Here is a 22,503-nt window from a genome sequence, read left to right on the forward strand (position 1 = left end):
ACCCCCCTTCAGGCTGGCACGAAACTCTCAATCTTCGTACTGGCTAATTCCAACTGACTCACCTTTGCCCCATTCCGTGCTGGCAACCAGGAAGGATGCTCGGTAATTGAACTGTTGCAATTTCTGCAATAGTTGCCTGAGCAACGAGAAAGCTCAGTGATTGCAGAAAATTGCCACAACTCACATCTGCCCCAAAGCTTCTTAGGCTTAACGAACTGAGCGTTCTGCGAGCATTGCAATAGACCAAATTAATCTCATCCATGCTTTGGTGCGCTCATACTGAAGAGTTAGCAAAAAAATGGCTAACGGTAAGAAGCATCATAGCAGTGGAGCGCCACTACGTGATTAATGGAAAAGGCACTGTTGATACCTCGTATTACATAAGCTCAATGTCATCTAATCACAGATTGTTAGGTTATTATATTCGTCAGCACTGGCGATTTGAAAACAGCCAGCATTACGTATTAGACGTTGTTTTTAAAGAAGATAACTCTCGTATTGCTTTGGACGGTGCGGTGGAAAACATAGCGCTGTTTAGACGCTTCGTGATGAACATGCTCAAACAATGTGATAGTGGTTCGCCAAGCCAAAAAGTGAAGTTGAAGAAAGCTGGATGGAGCGATGATTATCGGGCACGAGTCTTCTTTGGGTTATAAATCCATCAAAGTGTTCTCCCGCCCTGCAACGTAAATATGAGTAGCCGTGGCTCGGTATATTTGGAAATGGAATAAAGCTAACACAAAACAATCAGAAATTATTGAGTGTTAGCTTTGTATTGAACTCAGTATTGTTTATATTTTCAACTAGTAAGAAGGCATTAGAGGAATCGTTGAACCGATCTCTTGATGGTCAATCGGATCATCAGAAAACTCCCCGGTCATTTGATTATAGAAGACTTCTTTTGCTGTTCCGTCGATGTAATTAACGATGAATTTCAAGCCGTTTGTGTTCTGCCTAAATGCAATATTCATTGAATTTTCGAAAACTTTGTTATCCAACAAGTTATCTCCATAATAAAGCCCTGTATTCATATCAAAATAGGTCATTTTAGTTAAGCTGAAGTCTTTTTCCTCAGGCAAAAAAGCAATATGACTTTCTCCTAGGTGACTAAATTGAGGGTAGGCTGAGTCGGGTAAATGTATCAACTCAGCTTCAAGCGTTTCATTGTCAAAGAAGTAGAAGCCCCGACCAGGATTAGAAGTGAAATCATGACCAATGTTAGCAAAGGCGTAAACTCCCCCCTGGACTTGTTGCGTTGCATATACTCGACTCAATCCATCGCATCCAAAAAATTCATCACATAGACCGTTTTCAGGGCCATATCGTTGAAAACTGTGGCTACCGTCGAATAGATTGATAATCAGGTTGCCGAGATACTCGTTATCATAAGATGTTTTATAGTAAGGGGTGACAAGATAATGCCCTAGTGTTAACCAATCATCCCACAACCCATTATTAAAGTATTCGAGGTCTTGAAATAGGTGAGTATCTTGACCTAGATGTTTACCAAATAATGAGTAATTATATGAAAGAAAGAGGCCGTGATATTGTCCATTTAGCGTCCAGTGCTTAAAAGGGTGGCGATATCGAGTTGACCCCGAATCTATCTGATAGTTAATAACAGGCTCAATATCCCCGATACCATCCCATTGACTTACAGTAGATTGGTAAAGATCTTTTTCTGAATATCGAGGGAAGTCATGGCTAAAGACAAAGTAATTACCGTCTAAGCTTGCTTTTAAGTTTGAAGGTTCAGCTCGTTGTGCGTACCAGTTACCATCCTCATCATGGCTATCGCTAACAAATAAGCACTGAGGGGCAGCTAACCTGGCTTCAAGCGGTAACGCAATCAGCCGACAATTATCGAGTTTTTCTCCTTGAGCGTCAGCGAGGTCGTTAAAGTAGCCTCTAATGATGAGATTCTCTTTTGTTGTTATTGCTTCCTCGATGGTACAGCTGTGTTCATCCATTTCTTGGAATATTTTGACGGTTTGGTAGCCTTGAGAAATATTTTCAGCTTCCTCTTCATCCTCGGGGACTTCAATAGAGTGCTGAATGCCTATTTCAACAAGCTTAACCAATTGTTCACATCCATAATGAGCTTGTTTAGACCCACTAAAAAACGATTCTTCATCATTTGAGATAGTGTCTAACATTTGGCTTTGACGGCTGTTGGTTGCAGTATGGTTAGAATTCTCAACAAAAGCAAAACCCGCTGCATCAAGAGTGTTAGCCATCAATTCATGATTTGAGCCTCCTCCATTATCTCCGCCTCCATTATTAGAGTCGCCTGATGACCCATCACAGCCACCTAACGCAAAAGCTATCGACAATAGGATATATTTATAATTCACAGTAATTCCTTTTTTATTTTATTACCTCACTGAATGATAAGAGCTAACCAAAACGCTGTTGGTAAGCTAGATCATATTTGTGATACGTTAGTGTCAGGCTTTACATTATGTTTGTAAGCTACTGTTTCATAGTGTTTATTAATGTTTATTTATGGAAAGGTGCTTTCGAGCGTACTGAGGTTGGTTGTTGTACATAAGTATCCGCCCATGAACCCACGGGGTGATATTGCTAGTGTTTGAAGTTCCGAGGTAGCAGCGCATCGAAATCTGGTTCAACTTAGCCTGTTCCTTCATGCACTTGACTATGAAATAGTAGAGGATAATACCGTTGTCTTTCACAGCCTTCAGGATACTGTAAAGCATCGCGCTCGCTTCAGTTCCATTTGGAGTGGTCGAGAACAGAATTTTTACTGTCAATGACCAGCGGTTTAATTACGCGTTCAGTATGAGTATTGTTGATAGATCATTGACCATTGTCGATGCTGTTGAGTCGGACGTAGCGGTATATGCTCAGATAGCAATTAGCATCAGGCTATGGAACAAGGTGGTGGATTAGAGAACTTAACCGACAAGTGGGGGAAGATAAGTCGCGAGATTTTGTATAATTGAGGTTATCCGAAAGATCAGAGTTTTTAGATCTCCGTAACTCAGAATTGTCCAAAAACGAGCTAGCGCAAGCATTCTGGTACGTGTACTAATTAAAGAGCGACATACAATAGCGATTGCTTGGGTGACCAGGTGACCTCAGTCACTGAAGTCCAACGACAGGAATAATCGCCTGTCATCGCTGAGCAATGTCGGTGAGCGGTGAACAAGCCCTGTCTCTTCGTTTCCTTCCCAACGTTCTCCTTTTAAGAGCGCCACATCACCCGAAGAGAGTTGTTGAACACTTGCCTCTCGAACATATAAACCTGATACCGAGTCTGGCCGCCCATTGCTGCCGTGCCCTAGCTTGGTACGGTTGATAGCATGATTCGGAAGCCACTCTGTCGCTAAACCATGATAGGTCGTGACCAAGCGGCAAGGTACTTTATCAGTATGAAAACGCGGGCACATTGCGGTGTCTAATATCGTCAGGCGAAGGCCAGCCCGTTTTAGGTCAAACAGGCAACAGAACATATCGACAAGCTCTGCCATATTGTCGAGAAATACTTTTGGAGCTGTACCTTTGGTGATCGCTTCTAATTCGGTGTAAGCCGTTTCAGGAGAGAGGGTGAGGGACTTTTCAAATTTCTCGTTGGCTTCAAGAAAATGGCTAACGGCATTGCGGAGCTCTTTGCTTATCGAACGCTGCCAGATGGCAATATTGATTTGTTCCTTGTAGATGTCAGTCAATATTGTCGGGTATTGCCCCGAGGACAAAGATTGCCCTTGAGCAGGTTCTATTTCTTTCTTGCATCCATCTTTGAACCGATCTTTGACCTTAACTTCGATCTTAACCTCGGCCTCAACGTCAATACCGCTGTCTGTGGTTAGTTGTTCTGTTAAAGCAGCATTCATTGTGCGTTTTCCCATTTCTTGAACGAATTGCTTATGTCTTCCAATCCCTTCACTCGCACGGATACGAACGCAAAGGTATTGTTATGTTATAACATAGCTATAATGGCGAGGAAAACAATAATTCTGATCTCAATATCATCGAAGAAAGGAACGCTTTATGGATTAATATGGCAGGATGCAGCAAAGAAACTTAGTCAAAACAGGCCCAGCTTCGGCCTAGCGGATGCTAGTGGGAGCGAAACTGGGCCAGAGGGTTTGCCGTACCTTAGCGGGTGCTAAGCTCGAGCATTTTCAGCTATTTATTTGAGATCGAAACGGTCTGCATTCATTACCTTAGTCCACGCTGAGATGAAGTCATTTACAAACTTTTCTTTTGAATCATCTTGCGCATAGACCTCAGCAATGGCACGTAGCTGTGAGTTTGAACCAAAGACCAAATCTACACGGGTTGCCGTCCATTTCTTCTCGCCAGTCGCTCGGTCTGTACCTAGGTAAGCGCTGTTGTTAGGGCACACGGGTTTCCACTCTGTCGCCATATCCACTAGGTTGGTGAAGAAGTCGTTGCTTAGTACGCCAACGTTATCGGTGAATACGCCGTGTGCCGTATTGTTGTGGTTTGCGCCGAGTACACGCAGGCCACCGATGAGCACGGTCATCTCTGGCGCAGTTAGGCCCAGCAGTTGCGCTTTATCCAGCAGCATCTCTTCGGCAGGCACTGAGAACAGCTTTTTAGCGAAGTTGCGGAATCCGTCAGCTTCTGGCTCCAGTACCGCAAACGACTCTTGGTCAGTTTGCTCTGCGGTAGCGTCTACACGGCCTGCTGTGAATGGTACGTCTACATCAAAACCACCGTCTTTCGCGGCTTTCTCGATAGCAACGTTACCTGCCAGTACAATGAGGTCTGCAAGGGATACACCACGCTCACCGGTATTGAAGTTAGCTTGGATAGCTTCCAAAACGGCCAGTACTTTATCTAGCTGCTCAGGTTGGTTTGCTTCCCAGTTTCTCTGTGGCGACAAGCGAATGCGGGCACCGTTTGCACCACCACGGTAGTCTGAACCTCGGTAAGTTGAAGCACTAGACCAAGCGGTAAATACCAGTTCAGAAACAGTAAGTCCTGAGTCTAGAACCGCTTGTTTCAGTTCTGCAATATCACTGTTTGAAAGAGCTGCAAAACTGGCTTGTGGCAGTGGATCTTGCCAAATCATATCTTCTGACGGGGAGTCTTCGCCGATGTAGCGGCTCTTTGGCCCCATATCACGGTGTGTTAATTTGAACCAGGCGCGAGCAAAGGCATCAGCGAACTGATCAGGGTTTTCATGGAAGCGCTTTGAGATTGGACCGTAGATAGGATCCATACGCATGGCCATATCAGCGGTCGTCATGATGGTTTTGACTTTCTGGGAAGCATCATGTGCCTTAGGCGCCATATGTTCCTCATTGACACCAATCGGTTCCCACTGCCATGCGCCAGCTGGGCTCTTCACTAGATCCCAGTTGTAGCCAAATAGCATATCGAAGTAACCATTATCCCAAACGATAGGGTTTGGTGTCCAAGCGCCTTCAATACCGGAGGTTGTTGTATCATCGCCTTTACCTGTGCCAAAGCTGTTCTTCCAGCCAAAGCCCATTTCTTCCAATGGCGCGGCTTCTGGCTCTGGCCCCATTGCTTCTTCAGAGCCTGCGCCGTGGGTTTTACCAAACGTGTGGCCACCGGCAACAAGTGCAACGGTTTCTTCGTCGTTCATCCCCATACGGGCAAAGGTATCGCGGATATCACGGCCCGAAGCGAGGATGCTTGGATCGCCATTTGGTCCTTCTGGGTTTACGTAGATCAAACCCATTTGCACTGCGGCTAATGGTTTTTCTAAGTCTCGGTCACCTGAATAACGCTCATCACCCAGCCATTCGCTTTCAGCACCCCAGTAGATGTCTTCTTCTGGTTCCCAAATATCGGCACGACCGCCTGAAAAGCCAAAGGTCTTCAGCCCCATGGACTCAATGGCAACGTTACCGGCAAGGATGAACAGATCAGCCCATGATAGGTTGTTGCCGTACTTTTGTTTGATAGGCCATAGCAGGCGTCGTGCTTTGTCTAGGTTGCCATTGTCTGGCCAGCTGTTAAGCGGTGCAAAGCGCTGGTTGCCTGTGTTAGCGCCACCGCGTCCATCTGAAGTACGGTATGTCCCTGCAGCGTGCCACGCCATACGGATCATGAACGGGCCATAGTGGCCATAGTCTGCCGGCCACCACTCTTGGGAGTCGGTCATGAGCGCTTCAAGATCTGCTTTAACGGCTTTTAGGTTCAGCGTTTTGAAAGCGTCTGCGTAGTTGAAGTCTTCACCTAACGGGTTTGATTTCTTGTCGTTCTGGTGCAGTATTTTGATATTCAGTTGGTTTGGCCACCAATCGACGTTTTTGGTTGCTTTCCCGCCAAGGGTGGTATTTCCACCGTGCATAACTGGGCATTTGCCTGCAGAACTTGTTTTATCGTTACTCATTGTAAGCTCCTGTGCTGTCGGCTCATATTGCGACAGAGTAAGTATTTGGAAAACTCAATATGAATATAGCGACAAAGCAGAATAGTCACAGATGGTTGTAACGATAGTTGTGATAGAGCTGACCTATCTACCAAGAATATTAATTATAACTTGTTATAGATCAGCTTTTTATATTGGTTTTACAGATAAAAGAAACCCTGCTTCGCGAGGCGCTGAAGCAGGGTTTGGGGTTAAGGGAAAGGCTGGGGGCTAGGCTTGTTTCAGTTCCACTTCTTCAGCGATGAATCCACCAGTCTGGTGCTCCCACAGCTGGGCGTAGATACCATTGTGATCCAGCAGCTCCTGGTGGGTGCCCTGTTCGACGACTTCGCCTTGATCAAGCACGATCAGACGATCCATTGCGGCGATTGTCGATAGGCGGTGGGCAATAGCGATAACCGTTTTACCTTCCATCAATTGATACAGGCTTTCTTGAATAGCGGCCTCTACCTCAGAGTCCAACGCCGACGTTGCTTCATCCAGGATCAAGATCGGGGCATCTTTCAGTAGTACCCGGGAGATCGCAACACGCTGGCGCTGGCCACCAGAGAGTTTCACCCCTCGTTCACCCACTTGTGCGTCGTAACCGACATTGCCATGGGGATCGCTCAGGGTTTCAATGAACTCATGGGCGTGGGCTTGTTTGGTGGCACTCAGTAGTTCTTCTTCTGTTGCATCCGGGCGGCCGTAAAGGATGTTCTCACGGATAGAGCGGTGTAGCAGTGAGGTATCCTGAGTCACCATGCCAATTTGGCCGCGCAGTGAGTCTTGGGTGATATCGGAAATGGTTTGACCGTCAATCTTGATAGCGCCAGATTCAACATCGTGGAAGCGCATCAGTAGATTAACCAAGGTCGACTTACCCGCACCGGAGCGGCCAATCAGGCCAATCTTCTCACCCGGTTTAATATTAAGGTTGAGCTTTTCGATTACCCCTTTACCTTCACCGTAGTGGAAGCTGACATCGTTAAATTCAATGCCGCCTTTAGTCACGTCCAAATCTGGTGCGTTTGGTTTGTCTTGGATATCAACCGGCTTGGATAGGGTTTTCATGCCATCAACCACGGTACCGAGGTTTTCAAATAAGCTACCGACCTCCCACATGATCCATTTGGACATCCCATTGATACGCAGTGCCAAGCTGACTGCAATCGCAATGGCACCGATTGAGATAGCAGCGCTCGACCACAACCAGATAGACATACCGGCAATGATAAATACCAGTAAGTAGTTAATGGCTTCAACCGAGATATTAAATCCTGTGACAAAACGCATTTGGCGGTACACGGTGTCCATAAAGCCGCTCATGCCCTGCTCGGCATATTCGGTCTCGCGGTTGGTGTGCGAGAACAATTTCACCGTTGAGATATTGGTATAGCTGTCGACAATGCGGCCGGTCATCATCGAGCGTGCATCGGCCTGCTCGGTCGCAACAGCTTTCAGTTTAGGAACAAAGTAAAACTGGATACCGACATACGCCGCCAGCCAGAGCAGCATTGGGATCATCAAGCGGGCATCAGACTGGCCAATCATCACCACCATTGAGGTGAAATAAACGGTGATATAAACCAGTACATCGAGCAGCTTCATGACAGTTTCCCTAACCGCCAAGGAGGTTTGCATCACCTTGGTGGCAATCCGGCCGGCGAATTCATCCTGGTAGAAGGAAACGCTTTGGCGCAGCAGGTAGCGGTGAGCCAACCAGCGAATCGACATCGGGTAGTTGCCCAGCAAGGTTTGGTGCACAACCAGAGAGTGCAGGGTGATTAGGATCGGGACGACGATCACTACCAATAACCCCATGCCCAGTAACTTGCCGCCTTCTTCGGCCCAGAAGGTATCTGGGTTATGTACGGCGAGCCAGTCAACCAGCTGGCCCATGAAACCAAATAGGGAGACTTCTACGATAGCTATCAACGCACTAAGCACTGACATGGCCAGCAGGGGTAACTCAAAGCCACGGGTATAGTGGCGGCAGAAAGCAAAGAGCCCTTTGGGGGGCTGCTCTGGCTCGTGTGGCGGAAATGCCTGTGCGAGCTTTTCGAAACGTTTGTACATAAATTGATGGTTCCAGTCTGGCAGATGTGTTTGGCAAAATAGCTCTATCGAAGGCTAACGCTCGGGGAAACTATGACTTGATGCGCATTGCATGAAAGGCATAGGGAGAAATGAAACCGGAGCGATATCCCGACAGGAAAAAGGAATGTGCAAGGACATACACATTATGGTTATCGATTGTACATTTGTGCAACTAAGAGGTTAAGACTTAATTCTATATCAATCTTGCCTAATTCTACTTTTTTCCTGATATGTTGCGTTCCATCGGGATAGGTTTTGATTATCTGTCTGAAATTAAGCTTCTGTTTTAAAGGAATAGGTAGACAATATTGTGAAAATTACTGAAATATCCGCAGAGCAAACATTGCCTATTCGACACCAGGTACTATGGCCTAATGAGAGTGTTGAATTTTGCCGAGTCCCTGATGATGCTGATGGGCTGCATTACGGTGTCTATGAGGGCGAAGTGCTGGTCTGTGTGGCCTCGGTATTTATCTTGGGAGAGCAGGCGAGGTTGCGTAAGTTCGCTACATTGCCAGCACACCAAGGGCGAGGAATAGGATCAGCGGTGATCGAGCATATATTGGCGGATCTTAAAAAGAAAGGCGTCGGCTATTTTTGGTGTGATGCCCGGGAGTCGGCTGGCGGGTTTTATCAACGATTCGGTATGGTGCTAGAAGGCGAACGCTTTTACAAAGGCGAGGTGCCTTATTTCAAAATGGCAATGCGTCTGGAATGAAATGAGAAATATAAACATAATTCGGCTGGATGTTACCGGTAATGGGTGGTTTAATATCAAGATTGCCAAGGTATCTAATACGCTAATGGCAACCGAACGGAAAATATAAAATAGGAAGAACCATGAAAGAAAGTCAGCAGTTAAACCTCCAATTTTCGCCTTTGGTAGAGCAGGGCTTTGACCTTGCTGAGTGCCCTCGTTGGGACTGGCGTCAGCAAGCGTGGTGCTGGGTAAATATCCCTGCCGGTGAGCTATGGCGCTTGAAAGATGGCAAGGTCGAGTCACGCCAGTGGGATGATATGCTTGGCTGTGCGGCAATGTGGGGTGAAAGTGGCTTCGTTCTAGGTACCAAGTCGGGTGTTTACCTTTTGGAAAGCTGGGAGGCGGAACGCCAGCAGGTTGCCCCTTTGGTAAAAACACACCCGAGAATGCGCTTCAACGATGGCCGTGCAGCACCGGGAGGCCGCTTCATGGCTGGTACCCGAAATGGTGCCAAAGAAGGCGATCAAGGCCAGTTCCACCAGTTGATGGCAGGTGGCCAGCTCGAAAAAATGCCGATGTTTGCCTGGACCTGCAATGGCTTGGCATTCTCTCCTTGCGGCAAGATCCTTTACTGGGCAGATACAGGGACGAGTTTGGTTTACCGTGCTGACTACAACCCTGAAACCGGCGAGTATGGCGAAAGCACAGTGTTCTGTGACCTGACTGATTTTGATGGTCGCCCTGATGGCGCCAGCGTTGATAGTGAAGGCGCTTACTGGGTCGCGATGTACAGCGGTAAGTCTGTTGTGCGCATTGGCACTGATGGTGTAGTGACCCATGTCATCCCCGTCCCTGCGGATAACCCAACTATGGTTGCACATGGTGGTGAGAAAGGGGATCAGCTAGTTGTAACCAGTGCCGAAAGTGCCAATGGCCCAGGCCAGGTACTCACGGCTCAAGTTAATTGGCAGGGTATTGAAGAGCCGCTGGTAACGGTTCTTTAAGCCAGCTTTAAATATCGGGCGCATCACTCCCCAAGTTATTCAACAACAAGGCAGTTGCGCCCTTCTTCTTTAGCCTGATACAAGCAGTTATCAGCGCGTCGGATCAAGCTGTGAATATCACTTTCAGCATGGGTCATCCCCAGGCTAATTGTGTACTTGATGGTATTGCCTAGAATGGTCAGCTCAGAGCTGGCAATCTCTTCGACTAGGCGGTTCAGCCTCTGGGAGAATATTTCAGGCGAGTTGCCATAGAGAATACAGAATTCTTCGCCACCGAAACGTGCGACTAAGGCATCAGGAAAATAGACTTTCAAGGTGTTTGCCAATTCTATCAGCACCATATCACCGATATGGTGACCATAGTTATCATTGAGCTGTTTGAAATTGTCGACATCAAGCAAAGCTAGGCAGCGGGGCCCGTTGTTCTTTTTGACCAACTTGTGGTTGAAGAAGTAGCGGCGATTCCAAGCTTGGGTGAGGTAATCGCGGTTGGCCAAAAGGTAGAGGTTGCGCTCTGAGTCAAGGATATTCAGTGTGCTGTGCAGCCGACAGTAGAACTCTTCTTGGTTGAAAGGCTTTTTAAGGAAGTCGTTGGCACCCGCTTTAAGGAATTTGGCTGTCAAAGCTGGTTCATCGCTGGCTGACAGGCCAATAGCTGCAAGCTGCCCTGGGCGGAAACGCTTTCTCAGCTCTTTGATCAAGCTGACGCCATCGCGGACGGGCATAGAATAGTCAGTAATGACGAGGGAGATTGATTTGTTAGCGTTAACCATCTCCAATGCCTGCTCGCCGTTGCTTGCTTCCAGCACTGTCATGTACTGCCGTTCCAGCAAGGTGCGAATGTATTTGCGTGCCGTCACCGAGTCATCCACGACAAGTGCGGTGTGTTCGTGGTTACGCTCAAGACGTTGCAGGATAGGGATGATACTGGCGATACAGGTTGGGCTGTCTTTGGGAATATAGTCAATGACGGTTTTTGCTAGCACTTTTTCACGTGTCATCTCATCCATCAGTGCCGTCAAAACAATGACTTTTATCCCTACAGAGAGGCAGACGTCGATGATCTCTCCGTCTTGCCCGTCGGGGAGACAGTAATCGAGTATGGCGCAGAGAAAGTCTGTACTGTTGTCGAGAACAGCTTCTGCTTCAGCAATGGAGTTGGCGATAACTGGGGTATAGCCGGCTTGCCTTAATTCACTTTCAATAACTCGACGGAATGGGCGGCTATCCTCGACGACCAATACTTTTTGTTCCATCACTCAACCTTGTAGCTGTCTATTATTATCTTTGTCTATAAGGCGCAGCATTATGAGCTATTTCATATTGAGATACAATTAACACAATCACTTATATAAACAAATATATTTGTCATGACAGTAAAAACTGTCAATGTTGCTTTGCAATACGCTCAGCAGTAAAGGCTTTAGCTCGTTGAGAACAGCCTTTGGGGGCATTACGCGGTGATCAAGCTGTTTTTTTTAATTTTGCTATCACAGGTTTCAATAGGTGGAGTTATATAAAGTGAGGTACAAAAAGATATTGTAATTTCCCCAGCCTATCATTCATTTACCCTATTTATTACTCACAAATAAAATGGAAACTTATTTTTCATCACAGTCTTGAAATCCAGGATGAAATATTTATTTTTTTGGGGGGATATTATGGCGGGCAGGTTCGTCTAACAAAGCTGCCCGCTTATTTCCTATCACTTAGGCGTTAATTGCCCTGGCTGTAATGTTGTAAAATGGCCGTGACCTCATTGATCCGCCGTTCGAAGCTGGCCTTGGAGGCACGTTCGTGTTCGGTATGATCACCATCGCCAAAGGGGCCAAATCCATCAAGAGTCGGGACGCCTGCCCCCGCCATAATATTGGCGTCACTGACACCGCCGCGCTGCTCGGTTTTCAGTTCATAGCCCAAAATAGACGCAATCTTATCGAGCAAGGTTTGTTGTTCGGGAGTCGGTGTCATGACATCTCGCTGCAAACCACCTTCAATAATTGCCGTGACGCCTTCGATACCATGCTGGTGGATCAGTTCAGGAATGGCACCGAGTACTCTTTCTTGTTCATCTGGTTGGGTAAAGCGTGCTTCAACCATTAATTCAGCATTGGGTGAAATGGTATTTGTACTGATCCCACCTTGAATTTTCCCGATGTTGACCGTTGTTCCTTGCGAAATGTTTGTTAATTCATCTAAAGCAATCAGCAACTTGGCGGCAGCAAGGTTGGCATTTCTGCCTAGATGGTAGTTATTGCCAGCATGGGCAGCAACACCTTTGAGCGTTATTTTATAGGTGGCTACCCCCTTGCGGCCGACAACCACTTCATGATCGGAACCCGCGGCTTCGAAATCGAGGCAGGCGGCATACTGGTGGGCTATCTGACGGGTGACAAACTTACTGTCATCGCTTCCTGTCTCTTCATCGCTGACCAGCAGGACATCAATATTACGAATTTTCCCGTGTTTTTGGTAAATGTTTCGTAGCGCACTCAAGGCAACAAAGTTACCGCCTTTCATATCGCAAGTGCCTGGACCATAGACCCACTCTTCATCTTCACGGAAGCTCTCAAAAATCCCTGGAGGGAATACCGTATCTAGGTGACCAAGCAGTAACAGTTTGGGTGCGTTATTTTGCTGCGGCGTCGTGAACAGTAAATGATTTCCTACAGTTTCCCGTAGGAACACCTCAACATTAAAGCCTAGTGGTTTTAACCAGCTTTTCATGGTCTGACCACTTAAATCTACGCCTTGCTTGTTTCCAGTCCAGCTGTTTATTTCAACAATTGTTTTTAAATCAGAGAAATCGATAAGTGCCATTATTTGATTCCTTGCACAGGTTTTGTGTTTTTTCTGCGTTGTTTGAGTGAAATTTCCACATAGCTCACTGTTACCACATATATGCAACATTATGATATAAAACTATGTTAATACCATTAAGGTTTTACTCATAATGCCGTAGAGGCATTTTTTTGAACTGCTCACAAAAGGAGTGACACATGGCAAGGCACCGGGTCGGTTTATGGATGTATGAGAACTGTGGAGGCAAAGAAATAGAACAAAAAATCGTCACCAAGCTGCGAGAACGTGAAATTGATGCTTTAACAGGGCTGAACTTGGCGTATGCAACAGCATTTGACGGCAATATTGTATGCAATGGGCAACAACTGAACGAACTCGACCTGTTTTTCTCATATAACGCGGGCCAGCAGACGCCGTATCAGGTGTACCTGTACCAGGTACTCAATTCGATGATGCCGATGATCAACAACTATGAATCCTTTGCGTTGACGGAAGATAAATTCCGCACTGCTCATGTGTTGAAGACCAACGGTATTACAACGACCGACTATGTGATCTGCAATAAGCATAACTTGGAGCAAGTGCGAGCCCACATGCATTTCTGGGGCGGCAAGGCTATCTGCAAGCCGGTTGATGGCTGGGGTGGCAATGGCATTATCAAGCTGGAAAGTGAGCGGGATCTAGACTTGTTGACGCCGTTTATCAACCAGCAACATGCACCTCAGTTTTATATCGAGCGGGTTATCGAGAATGACTTCTCGGATTACCGAATCGATATTGTCGATAACAAATTTGTCGCCTGTTATGGCCGCAAAGCCGCACCAGGAAGCTGGAAAACCAATGTCACCAGCGGTGGCAGTGTGATTAAACGTGAGCCTGTCCCTGAAGTTATCGAACTGGCCCTCAAGGCGGCGAAGGTGACCGGCCTGGAAGTCGCCGGGGTGGATATTATCTATGACGTTGAGCACCAACGTTATGTGGTGATTGAAGTTAACGGTATCCCCGCGTTTGCCACTCCGGATCAAGAGTTGTTCGGGCTTGATTTCAATGACACCAAGATAGACTACCTAGTGGATCTGATTGACCGCACCGTTACCAAAGACACGAAAGAGCCAGCAAAAGGCTTTATTCCTTCTCTTTCTGAAGCGCTTATCAAACCTAACCTGCTTACCGAGGAAGCTGCAGTATGAACACCCAGAACCACACTCGTCCAAAAATCGGCCTGTTGTATCTAGACCATGTGCTGCGCTTCTTTAACCGCTCTAATTTCAAGGGCTGGCCTGACAAAATCGAACAGGTCACTTACCATTGGGGTAATGACAAAGACCGTTTTGTTGCCGAGGTCAAACACAAGAAAATCGATGTGCTGATCGGCAACATTCCGGCGACTGCCTACGAGACATTCCGTGAGATAGCCCGCGAGCTGCCAGGCGTCCGTTTCCTGCCTTCCCTCGATAGCCAGTTCAGCAACAAATCGAAAGAAAACGTGACTCACTTTTGTGAAAAATACGATTTGCCGATACCGCGCACCCGTATTTTCTACGAAGTTGAAGAGGCATTGGCCTTTCTGACCAGCACCGATTACCCGAAAATCGTCAAGCGTTCATACGGCCCGTCCAATTACGGTGGCTACTTCGTCCATAAGGTCGATGATGCCGAGGAGGCGCTGCGCCTGTTCTCGGAAAAACGGTACTACCCAGCCTATATCCAAGACTTTGTCCCGATGAAGGCAGATATTCGGGTAATGCTAGTAGGCCACCAGCCTGTCTGTGCCTTCTGGCGCCGTCCGCCGGAAGGCGAGTGGCTGACCAATACCAGCCAGGGCGGCAGTATGGATTATCAGGCGGTACCTGATGGGGTGCTTGAGCTGGCGGTAAAAGCCTCAAAGGCGGCCAATGCCGAATACTGGGCATGCGATATTGCGGTGAGCATGGACGATGACTACACCATCTTGGAATGTGCGACCGCTTTTGCTGCCTTCCCGTATATCCGTGACTGGATCGGCCAGTACTTGATGTGGCTGTTAGCGCCGCTAGACTTCCGTAAACCGTATTTTGCCCAACGCAATTGGGAAGAAATAGGCAAAATCGATTCTTCGCTGCTTCGAACTATGCGCTATATCACCTTCGGCCAGGCTGATTACTCTACTGATACTGGCGAATATGCGCCTGCCGATGACCGTTACCGTCTGCTTGAGACGAGCTACCAGCGCGAGGAAGAGTGGCCGAGTGAAGCCTGGAACTTCCAGGGCAATACACCTTACAAAGTGATTGCAGCAGATGGCAGCCCAATTGAGAAAGCCAGCCCAAGCCTAAACCCACACATAGAGCAGGAGGTTGATACTGGTATCGAGCAGCTGCAAGAGGTGATGATTGCCCCGGAACAAAGCAATGCTGCTGATAGCAAATCGCTGAACGAAGAAGAACTGCTGGCGTTTTTCCTACAAGTGAAGAGCGTTGGCAAAACCTTAGCTAGCGATATCGTCTCTACGCTAGGAGCGGTTGAGACACTGCGGGTGCTCAATCACCAACCCGAAATTCTGCTGCAGTTCCGAAACCTCAAGCACAAGAAGTTAGCCATAATCATGGATGCATGGCGTGAGTATTGTGCCGAACACCAATATCGCTATGAAGAGGCGGTTGAATGAAAAAACAATATATCTCTTACCAGGACATGATGGACTTCCTGGAAGAGGCGATGGCGAAATACCCGGATTTGATCCGCTTACAGAGTATTGGTGATACCCATGAAGGGCGACCCATTATGATGGTCACTATGTCGCAGGATGTGGCATATGCCGATCTCAAACCGGCATTACTTTATACCGGTACTATTCATGCCAGGGAGTGGATTGGCATTGAGTTGGCGGTAAGCTTCGTCCAGTACTTGCTGGATAACTACCCGTCAAATCCGGATGTGGTGGAGGCGTTGACCCGCAACACTTTATATATGGTGCCTTGCCTCAATCCTGATGGCTTTGAGTATTCCCGTAAGCACTTCTCATTCTGGCGTAAAAACCGCCGTGATAATGGTGATGGCACGTTTGGGGTCGATCTCAACCGTAACTTCGGCATTAATTTCCGCCAGTCGGCCCAAACCAGCTCGAATATTTACGGTGGTCCAGGGCCATTTTCCGAGCCGGAAACCCAGGCGATCAAACAGTTTGTCGAAAGCCGTGACAATATCTGTGTCGCGTTGGATTACCACTCGCAAGGCAATGTGTTTTTCCCTGCCCACAAGTTCAACCATGAGGCTGAAATCGAGGGTACCGATCTCAATATTCTCTGTGCCAACATGGCGCGGGAAATCTACAAGGTCACCAATCGCCAGTATGGTATTCACCGTGGTAAGCCGCCGGCGAACCTGATACACGGTAGTGGGCGTGAGTATTACTATGACAGGGGGATTTTATCGACTGTAGTTGAGGTTGGGAGCCGGAATATTCCCGATTACCTGATCAATATGTCACAGAGTGTCGATGAAAACATTCCTGCACTGCTCTATGCCCTGCGTACCACTATCGATTATTCAAAGTTGGCGCCCAGCCGTCCGGAGAGTTTCTCGACCAAGGAAATCACCGCCAATACGGTTGATTTGATTTGGGAGGCGGGCGCTGAAGATGAAGGCTGTTATTACCAGATCTACCGTAGTGAAACGCCGAAAGCGGCTTGTACCCGGGATAACCTGATCGCTATCACCTCACAGCTCCGCTATACCGACAAGCAGCTCAAATCTGGTCGCCGTTATTTTTATAACCTACGCAAGGTGAACCGGGTAACGCGGATTAAATCGCCGTTTGCCCCAGAGTTGAAGATCAAAACCTTGCTGGAGCGTGATGAGTTCTCGTTTACCTTGTTCCCCAGCCCGGAAAAAATCGGTTATGTCGGGGAGCTGACCCGCGCCAACAATGCTGAACACTTTGGCCATAATTCGCTGTTTATCGGGGTGAATAAAACCAAAGGGATTTGCTATGGGGTGATTGATTACGACATGAGCCGATTACCGGCGGATGCCAAGATCAAAGATGCGCTGTTTTCGCTCTATCCGATGAACCGGGTCGGGGCAAAAATCGAAAATTACGGTGAGTGGTCGGTATCGATCCTTGATCCAGACGACATCAGCGACATTACCGACTTCGAGCAAATCCACAACGCAGCGCCTATCCAGACGCTGGGTGATGCCATTGACTCAGATCAGCTGACCCAGGGTATTTGGAAAAGCTGGCATTTCAGTGCGATGGAAAAAGAACTGATTGAGCAGCAGCTTGAGAAAGGACGTTTGTTGCTTAGGCTACAAGGCCCGGTGAGTTTGCCGATGGGCAATGACTCGCAGATGATGCAGTTCGATATTGGCTATGGCCGTTTCGGCGGTGGCATCCATTATCGTCCGAGCTTGGATTTAATCTACCACCGCAAGCCGTACCAATTGTCGGTGGGAGCCAGCGCTTGCCATACAGTCAAAGCCGACGCTGTCGAGGTGGGCAAACTGCAAAGCGGCTACGATGCCAACGGTGAGCGGATTTTCGGGGTGGTGGACTTCACCTTGCCGAGGATGTTTGAGCAAAGTGATGTGGTGTTCACGGATGCCTATTTTGTACTGGAGAGTGCATCGCTGACGGGTATCAACCAGCCAATGCGCTTCTTGGTCGAAATGGTCGATGTGGAAGAGCCGGACTTTGAGCTGCTGACGACCAGTGAGCCAATAGAGTTTATTGGTTATGAAGTCAGTAGCGAAGGGCTGGCCAAAACCGCTCGCCAGACGTTTATGTTCGACAGTTCAGCCCGGCAATACCTTGAAGACTGCTACGACCAAAACCGGGCGGTGAAGCTGGTGATCAAAGCGACCTCGGCTTCCAGGCAGCAAGATGCGGTTGTTGAGTGGAAAACGGACTCCAATGACGGCACCATGTCGACCCAGCTGGTGGTTGAGTATATTGAGCGCCGCAAGCAGCCGCTTGAGGTACCAGAGAACTTCCAAGCCAGCATTGAAGGCGGCATGGTCAAACTGACATGGGATAACCCCGATGATAGCGACTGGGTAGGCACTTACGTAGTGCGTAACAGCTTCCATCCACCGCGTTCACCGTTTGATGGCGTCAAGCTGTATGCTGGTAAAGACGGCTACACCTTTGACAAGTTCGGCAATGCCAACCTGGCCAAATACTATTCGGTGTTCAACTACGACAATGTGCCAAATTACTCGGCGCCTGCGGTGCTCAAGTTCAGCTCGAACGAAGTGACGCCGATTGAGTTTGATGAGTTTGAAGCCCAGGACGAGGTCGAACAGCGCTATCGCCAGGGTGATTAATTCAGGCGATTAAGCAAAAGAAAAGCCGCCAGCATGAGCACTTATGCTGGCGGCTTTTTTTAATCCACTAGGTTAAATAGCCCGTAGCCTATAGCCTTTTCTCTAACTCTGGCCTTGCCAAATCAGTTCACATTGCTGGCTGCCATCTTGGGCGATCGGCTTTTCAACCAGCCAACGCAGTGGGGAAACAACTGGGCTGGTGGTGAACCGTACCGAGGTTTCCAGAATCGCAGACAGTGGTACCGAGAAGTCAAAGTCTTCGAACTTGCCATAGACTTCAACCGGCGTTTGCAAGCTGAAGATCTGCGCCCGCTTAGACTGTGGCCTTAGGTACAGGGCAAAGTCGCGGTTGGCATAGCTGGCATCGAACTGGCCATTGACCTGGATTCGGGAAGTATCAAGCAGCAAGTCACGCTGACTCATCGTCCCTTGACGGATATCCAAACCGGCAGCGACACAATTGAGCACAGACGGATCATTGTTGGTAAAGTTTGGAATGATCGCATCGGTTAAACTAACAGCCCAAAGGTCGATCAAGTCTGACTCAAACTCCTGCGGCCAAGCCGCAAAACCAATAAAGCCGTTGGCGTTGTTCATCAGGGTATCTGGTGAATTGGCTAAACTGGTCAGGTTGAACTGGGTGGAAATATTGCCGTGCATCCCACTTTCCGGTGCTAAGCGACGGGCCAGTATCCCGTAATCGAAGTTTTTGACATTACCCGTGAGCTGGATGTCGAACATATCGTCCTTAGCCTTGATTTCACTGGCAAGCTCGATGTTGCCGCCCGGCAGTTGGACCGTCATCGGCTTGAGGGTGAATACGCCGTTTTCCAGCGCCCAGTGCAATTGGCCTGCTCCTAACCAGTCTTTGCCAGAGCGAACTTCATCGACATCCAACGCGAAGTTGGCGTTGAGCATGTCCAGACCGTCGGTGCTGATCAAAGCGGTGTTCTGAAGGTCGTCAGTTTTCACCGTCTCGTCAGTTGGTTGCTCGTTGCCAGCTGTTTGCTCTGTGCTTGCTTTCTCCCAAGCCTGCCAGTCACCAACCTTGAAATCGTCAAGCTGGATAAATGGCGCTCGGAAAGCCAGTTCAAGGCGAGGACGTTGATCCGCTTTGAGCGGTGGTAACCATGCTCCCTTGCCAGTCAGCTGGCTGTCGTTGACCTGAACCTTCATATTGTTGAGGTGATATCCCTTGGCATCCATCGACATGCTGGCTGCCAGTGTGATGGGGCCGTAAGGCGGCAAATCAATATCACTGAAGGCTTCGAGTCGGTCGAGGTTTGGCGTAAATGCCTCGAAGGTAAGATTGAGCGCTTGCGGGTTAATCGGCAGAGTCAGGTTAGAGCTGGCATTGAAACGCATGTCACCCAGATTGGCTGCCAATGTGACCGGTAGCGTCGAGCGACCGTCATTGGCTTCTTTGAGAGATAACGATGACAGTTTGAAAGAGGCTGCTTTTCCCGCTGCCATGCCATTGATGGCCAAGTGGGTTGAAGTGTCAGGGCCTGTTACGAAACGGCCTTGATCCAATTTAACGGCCAGCGCTTTGCCGGTGTAGCTGTCGGCAATATTGGCCTGTCCGCCAATCAAAGCCGCATCGACTTCTGTGTGTTCCATCAGCTCCAAGATAGTGCGGCCCGATAGAGACACGGCGAGCTTGGCACGGTCAAGGCGCATATCAAAATCATCGGTCACATCGAACTGGCTCAGGATAGCCCCGATATCCGGCTGGTTTACGGCAAGGTTGAGGTTGGCTTCGATATTGGCTGCATTGACACCCAAGCTCAAGTCACCTTGGTAAGTGCTACCAGCAAAGCTTGCGCTGATAGGCGCTTTACTCATTTGACCGTCACGAACCTTGCCATTGAAAGACAACTTGTCTAGCTGCTGGTCAGCCCATTTCAGTTTGTCTGCTCGGAAGATCAGGTCAGCATCGGCAATGACTAGCTCACTGCCTAACAGCGGTACATCAAGGTTGACCCCTTGGGTCGGTACTGTCTGCTCGACCTGTGGCAGCTCTTCATCATTGATGAACTGGCCGAACTGGGTGAAATCTAGCTGTGAGAACTGGGCATCCATCACAAGGAATGGACGTAGCTGATCAGGCTGCCAACGCAGGGTGACATCGCCGTAGCTTTCCAGCAAGGCCAGATCTGGTATGGCAAGATCAATCCAGCCGTTTTGGTAGCTGAGCTTACCGTCAATATTGATGGTGCCGGAGATGTTGGTTTGGGTGCCCAGCCAAGGGTTGAGCAGGCTGGCGTTCTTGCTGTTGACCTTGAGATCAAACCAGCTGCCTTCTTCCCAGCGGGTATGTTTGAGCAAGCCTTTGGCTTCGACAGAGATCGCTGGTGAATCGAAGGTCAGCGTTGTCGGCCAGTCACGGCCCATCATGATATCTTGCAGGGTACCGGCTTCGGCTTGGACGTGGGCCGGGATACCCATTAGCTGGCCTTGGATATCTGACTGAAACGGACGGCTGATACCGGCGTTAAGCCTAGCTTGGTCAATGCTGAAGCTGGCTTCGCTACCCCATTCGACCAAGGCTTTGTCGATAGCAAGGGAGAGCTCGGCACGCTCCAGCCATTCGGTCAGCTTGGTGCCGTTGGTGGTGACGGCAAGCTCAGCGCGGTCAAGGTGGCCGCGGGAGTAGGGCATACCGGTTAGCCAGCGGGCCATTTCGCCCAATGGGGATTGCTCGGCACCCAAACGGATATCTAGGTTAGACACCCAGCCAGTGGCATCGAGCGACGCTTGGCCTCGGAAAGGCACTTCGGCAATATCTGCTGTCATTGGGGCCGATAGCACGCCAGCCTTGCCATTGACTGACAGGGACAGGTTTTCAACAGGGGTACCCAGCCCTTTGATCTCATCAATGGAGAGATCGACACGGGTGGTGGTTTTTTCCAGCCATTGCTCAAGCGCACGTTGCAGGGGGGACTGCTGAGGTGGAGCGGCAAAGGCACGCATCATAGGCTGCGGCTCGGGCTGCAACCATGGGCGCAGGTCAATCAATGGGATATTCAGTTCGCCGTCGATGACATTGTAATCGCCAAGCTCGATATCCAGGTAGCCAGCCCCATGAGTGATTGGGCTATCAATGACAAGATCGCTGACCTTGATAGTGTTGGCGGCCGCGCTGACGTGGGTGGAAATTGTCAATGGTGCCACGTGTTTAACATCTAAGCCGAACAGGGCTTCAATCGGGCCAGTATCCTGCCATTGCAGTTTAATATCAGCGTTGACGATATCTGACGCATCGGCCTCGATATTCAACTCGGCACCGGCGAATGAGCCTTTGGCTTTAACCTTACCGGTTTGCTGGTTGACGAGCTGCTCCAGATCGCCAGTTAGTTTAATATCATAGGCTTGGCCGATCATTGCCCCTTTAGCCGTAAACTCCCATTGTTCATTGGGTTGGCTCAGGTTAAGTGAATCAAGGTACCAGTCGAAATACTGTCCTTGGCTCTGATCTTCGAAGACAACCGAGAGGTTGCTGGCTCTGATTTGGTCGGTAAGTGCTAACTGCAGCGATGAGTTTCCATCAGCCACAGCCTCTTCGTCAGAGGCGTTTTCACTATCGGTTTCATTTTCGGAATCGTCATCTGGGCTAGTGGCTTTAGCTTGAGGACCCAGCAACCAGTTCGCTTGCCCGTCATGGGCCTTGGCGAGGTGCAGATTAATATTTTCAAGCTCGAGATAGTCAACAGCCAATGTGCCTTTGAGCAGTGGCAGCACAGCGACTTTTGCATTGATCTTGCCGGAGGTCAGCATCGGCTGCCAGTTGAAGGCATCAATATTGTCAACGTGCACCCCTTCAAGGTGTACCTCGGGGCGGAATGACAGCACCAAGCCCATTTCCCCGTCAATTCGGGTCTCGCGGTCAAGGTTGGTGGTTAGCCACTGATTGATATCATCTCGGTACGGGGTGAGGTCAACCTTTATGCCTACGGCGAGCGCAGCAGTGATAACGGCAGCAGGTGTAAGCAGGCCAAGGCCTACCCATTTGCTGATCTTCTTAAGGGGTGACTTTACCGTTTTTGTCGAAGCCTGTTTTTGGGCTGACGCGGTGCTGTTTAGTGCATCTGGTGCGTCTGTCGACGTGGTCTGCCTGTTGGCGGTATGTTTGTTTTTTTCTGGGCGCATAATGATTGCAAAGAAGGCGAAAGACAAAAGGAAAAGCACAGAAAAACTGTCTGCGCGCTATTTTGGAT

General features: G+C 48.8%; 12 protein-coding genes and 2 pseudogenes. 6 read left to right on the plus strand and 8 right to left on the minus strand.

Annotation, left to right across the window (positions count from 1 at the left end; all coding sequences use genetic code 11):
* Positions 1-284 precede the first annotated feature (284 nt).
* Positions 285-656, plus strand: a pseudogene (locus ACXAGQ_RS14540) (ISAs1 family transposase); the annotation flags it as partial.
* Between the two features lie 147 nt (positions 657-803).
* Here ACXAGQ_RS14540 and ACXAGQ_RS14545 read toward each other — a convergent pair.
* The 5 genes and pseudogenes from ACXAGQ_RS14545 to ACXAGQ_RS14565 form a co-directional block, all read right to left on the minus strand.
* Positions 804-2,354 carry a hypothetical protein gene (locus ACXAGQ_RS14545; RefSeq protein ID WP_475254800.1) on the minus strand — a complete coding sequence of 517 codons (1,551 nt, stop codon included), beginning with the start codon at positions 2,352-2,354 and terminating at the stop codon, positions 804-806.
* A 229-nt stretch (positions 2,355-2,583) separates the two neighbouring features.
* Positions 2,584-2,817: pseudogene (locus tag ACXAGQ_RS14550) on the minus strand (IS66 family transposase); the annotation flags it as partial.
* Between the two features lie 281 nt (positions 2,818-3,098).
* Positions 3,099-3,854, minus strand: a complete 756-nt coding sequence (locus tag ACXAGQ_RS14555; protein ID WP_475254801.1) for a DUF1826 domain-containing protein — start codon at positions 3,852-3,854, stop codon at positions 3,099-3,101.
* A gap of 299 nt (positions 3,855-4,153) precedes the next feature.
* Positions 4,154-6,355: a catalase/peroxidase HPI gene (gene katG / locus ACXAGQ_RS14560; RefSeq protein ID WP_475254802.1), complete on the minus strand. Its 2,202-nt coding sequence runs from the start codon at positions 6,353-6,355 to the stop codon at positions 4,154-4,156.
* A 249-nt stretch (positions 6,356-6,604) separates the two neighbouring features.
* Positions 6,605-8,452: an ABC transporter ATP-binding protein gene (locus tag ACXAGQ_RS14565; protein WP_475254804.1), complete on the minus strand. Its 1,848-nt coding sequence runs from the start codon at positions 8,450-8,452 to the stop codon at positions 6,605-6,607.
* Between the two features lie 331 nt (positions 8,453-8,783).
* Here ACXAGQ_RS14565 and ACXAGQ_RS14570 point away from each other — a divergent pair, with 331 nt between their 5' ends.
* The gene (locus tag ACXAGQ_RS14570) at positions 8,784-9,191 is read left to right on the plus strand and encodes a GNAT family N-acetyltransferase (RefSeq protein ID WP_475254805.1); all 408 of its coding nucleotides are present in this window, start codon (positions 8,784-8,786) and stop codon (positions 9,189-9,191) included.
* Positions 9,192-9,313: 122 nt separating this feature from the next.
* Positions 9,314-10,177 (plus strand): SMP-30/gluconolactonase/LRE family protein, encoded by an 864-nt coding sequence (locus tag ACXAGQ_RS14575; RefSeq protein ID WP_475254806.1) that lies wholly within the window; start codon positions 9,314-9,316, stop codon positions 10,175-10,177.
* A 35-nt stretch (positions 10,178-10,212) separates the two neighbouring features.
* On the opposite strand, the gene ACXAGQ_RS14580 is transcribed toward ACXAGQ_RS14575, so the two are convergent.
* Both ACXAGQ_RS14580 and ACXAGQ_RS14585 read right to left on the minus strand, forming a co-directional pair.
* A complete protein-coding gene (locus ACXAGQ_RS14580; RefSeq protein WP_475254808.1) occupies positions 10,213-11,433 on the minus strand; it encodes a response regulator in 1,221 nt (406 codons plus the stop codon).
* 460 nt (positions 11,434-11,893) lie between these two features.
* A complete protein-coding gene (locus ACXAGQ_RS14585) occupies positions 11,894-12,997 on the minus strand; it encodes a M20 family metallopeptidase (protein WP_475254809.1) in 1,104 nt (367 codons plus the stop codon).
* A gap of 179 nt (positions 12,998-13,176) precedes the next feature.
* On the opposite strand from ACXAGQ_RS14585, the gene ACXAGQ_RS14590 reads away from it, so the two are divergent.
* Genes ACXAGQ_RS14590 through ACXAGQ_RS14600 form a run of 3 tightly spaced genes read left to right on the plus strand, consistent with a single transcriptional unit; the run spans position 13,177 to position 18,286 of the window.
* Positions 13,177-14,169, plus strand: coding sequence for an ATP-grasp domain-containing protein (locus ACXAGQ_RS14590; RefSeq protein WP_475254810.1), 993 nt, complete (start codon positions 13,177-13,179; stop codon positions 14,167-14,169).
* Positions 14,166-15,626 carry an ATP-grasp domain-containing protein gene (locus tag ACXAGQ_RS14595; RefSeq protein WP_475254811.1) on the plus strand — a complete coding sequence of 487 codons (1,461 nt, stop codon included), beginning with the start codon at positions 14,166-14,168 and terminating at the stop codon, positions 15,624-15,626. Before ACXAGQ_RS14590 ends, ACXAGQ_RS14595 begins: the two co-directional genes overlap by 4 nt.
* Positions 15,623-18,286, plus strand: a complete 2,664-nt coding sequence (locus ACXAGQ_RS14600) for a M14 family zinc carboxypeptidase (protein ID WP_475254813.1) — start codon at positions 15,623-15,625, stop codon at positions 18,284-18,286. The genes ACXAGQ_RS14595 and ACXAGQ_RS14600 overlap by 4 nt, the downstream gene beginning before the upstream one ends.
* A 102-nt stretch (positions 18,287-18,388) precedes the next feature.
* On the opposite strand, the gene ACXAGQ_RS14605 is transcribed toward ACXAGQ_RS14600, so the two are convergent.
* Positions 18,389-22,435, minus strand: coding sequence for an AsmA family protein (locus tag ACXAGQ_RS14605; protein ID WP_475254814.1), 4,047 nt, complete (start codon positions 22,433-22,435; stop codon positions 18,389-18,391).
* Positions 22,436-22,503 lie beyond the last annotated feature (68 nt).

Source organism: Photobacterium sp. ABD4_091, from assembly GCF_056160145.1.

Excerpts from the sequence above, each read along its gene's own strand:
- ACXAGQ_RS14555 (WP_475254801.1), bottom strand. The coding sequence starts at position 3,854 with ATGAATGCTGCTTTAACAGAACAACTAACCACAGACAGCGGTATTGAC.
- katG (WP_475254802.1), bottom strand. The coding sequence starts at position 6,355 with ATGAGTAACGATAAAACAAGTTCTGCAGGCAAATGCCCAGTTATGCAC.
- ACXAGQ_RS14565 (WP_475254804.1), bottom strand. The coding sequence starts at position 8,452 with ATGTACAAACGTTTCGAAAAGCTCGCACAGGCATTTCCGCCACACGAG.
- ACXAGQ_RS14575 (WP_475254806.1), top strand. The coding sequence starts at position 9,314 with ATGAAAGAAAGTCAGCAGTTAAACCTCCAATTTTCGCCTTTGGTAGAG.
- ACXAGQ_RS14580 (WP_475254808.1), bottom strand. The coding sequence starts at position 11,433 with ATGGAACAAAAAGTATTGGTCGTCGAGGATAGCCGCCCATTCCGTCGA.
- ACXAGQ_RS14585 (WP_475254809.1), bottom strand. The coding sequence starts at position 12,997 with ATGGCACTTATCGATTTCTCTGATTTAAAAACAATTGTTGAAATAAAC.
- ACXAGQ_RS14590 (WP_475254810.1), top strand. The coding sequence starts at position 13,177 with ATGGCAAGGCACCGGGTCGGTTTATGGATGTATGAGAACTGTGGAGGC.
- ACXAGQ_RS14595 (WP_475254811.1), top strand. The coding sequence starts at position 14,166 with ATGAACACCCAGAACCACACTCGTCCAAAAATCGGCCTGTTGTATCTA.
- ACXAGQ_RS14600 (WP_475254813.1), top strand. The coding sequence starts at position 15,623 with ATGAAAAAACAATATATCTCTTACCAGGACATGATGGACTTCCTGGAA.
- ACXAGQ_RS14605 (WP_475254814.1), bottom strand. The coding sequence starts at position 22,435 with ATGCGCCCAGAAAAAAACAAACATACCGCCAACAGGCAGACCACGTCG.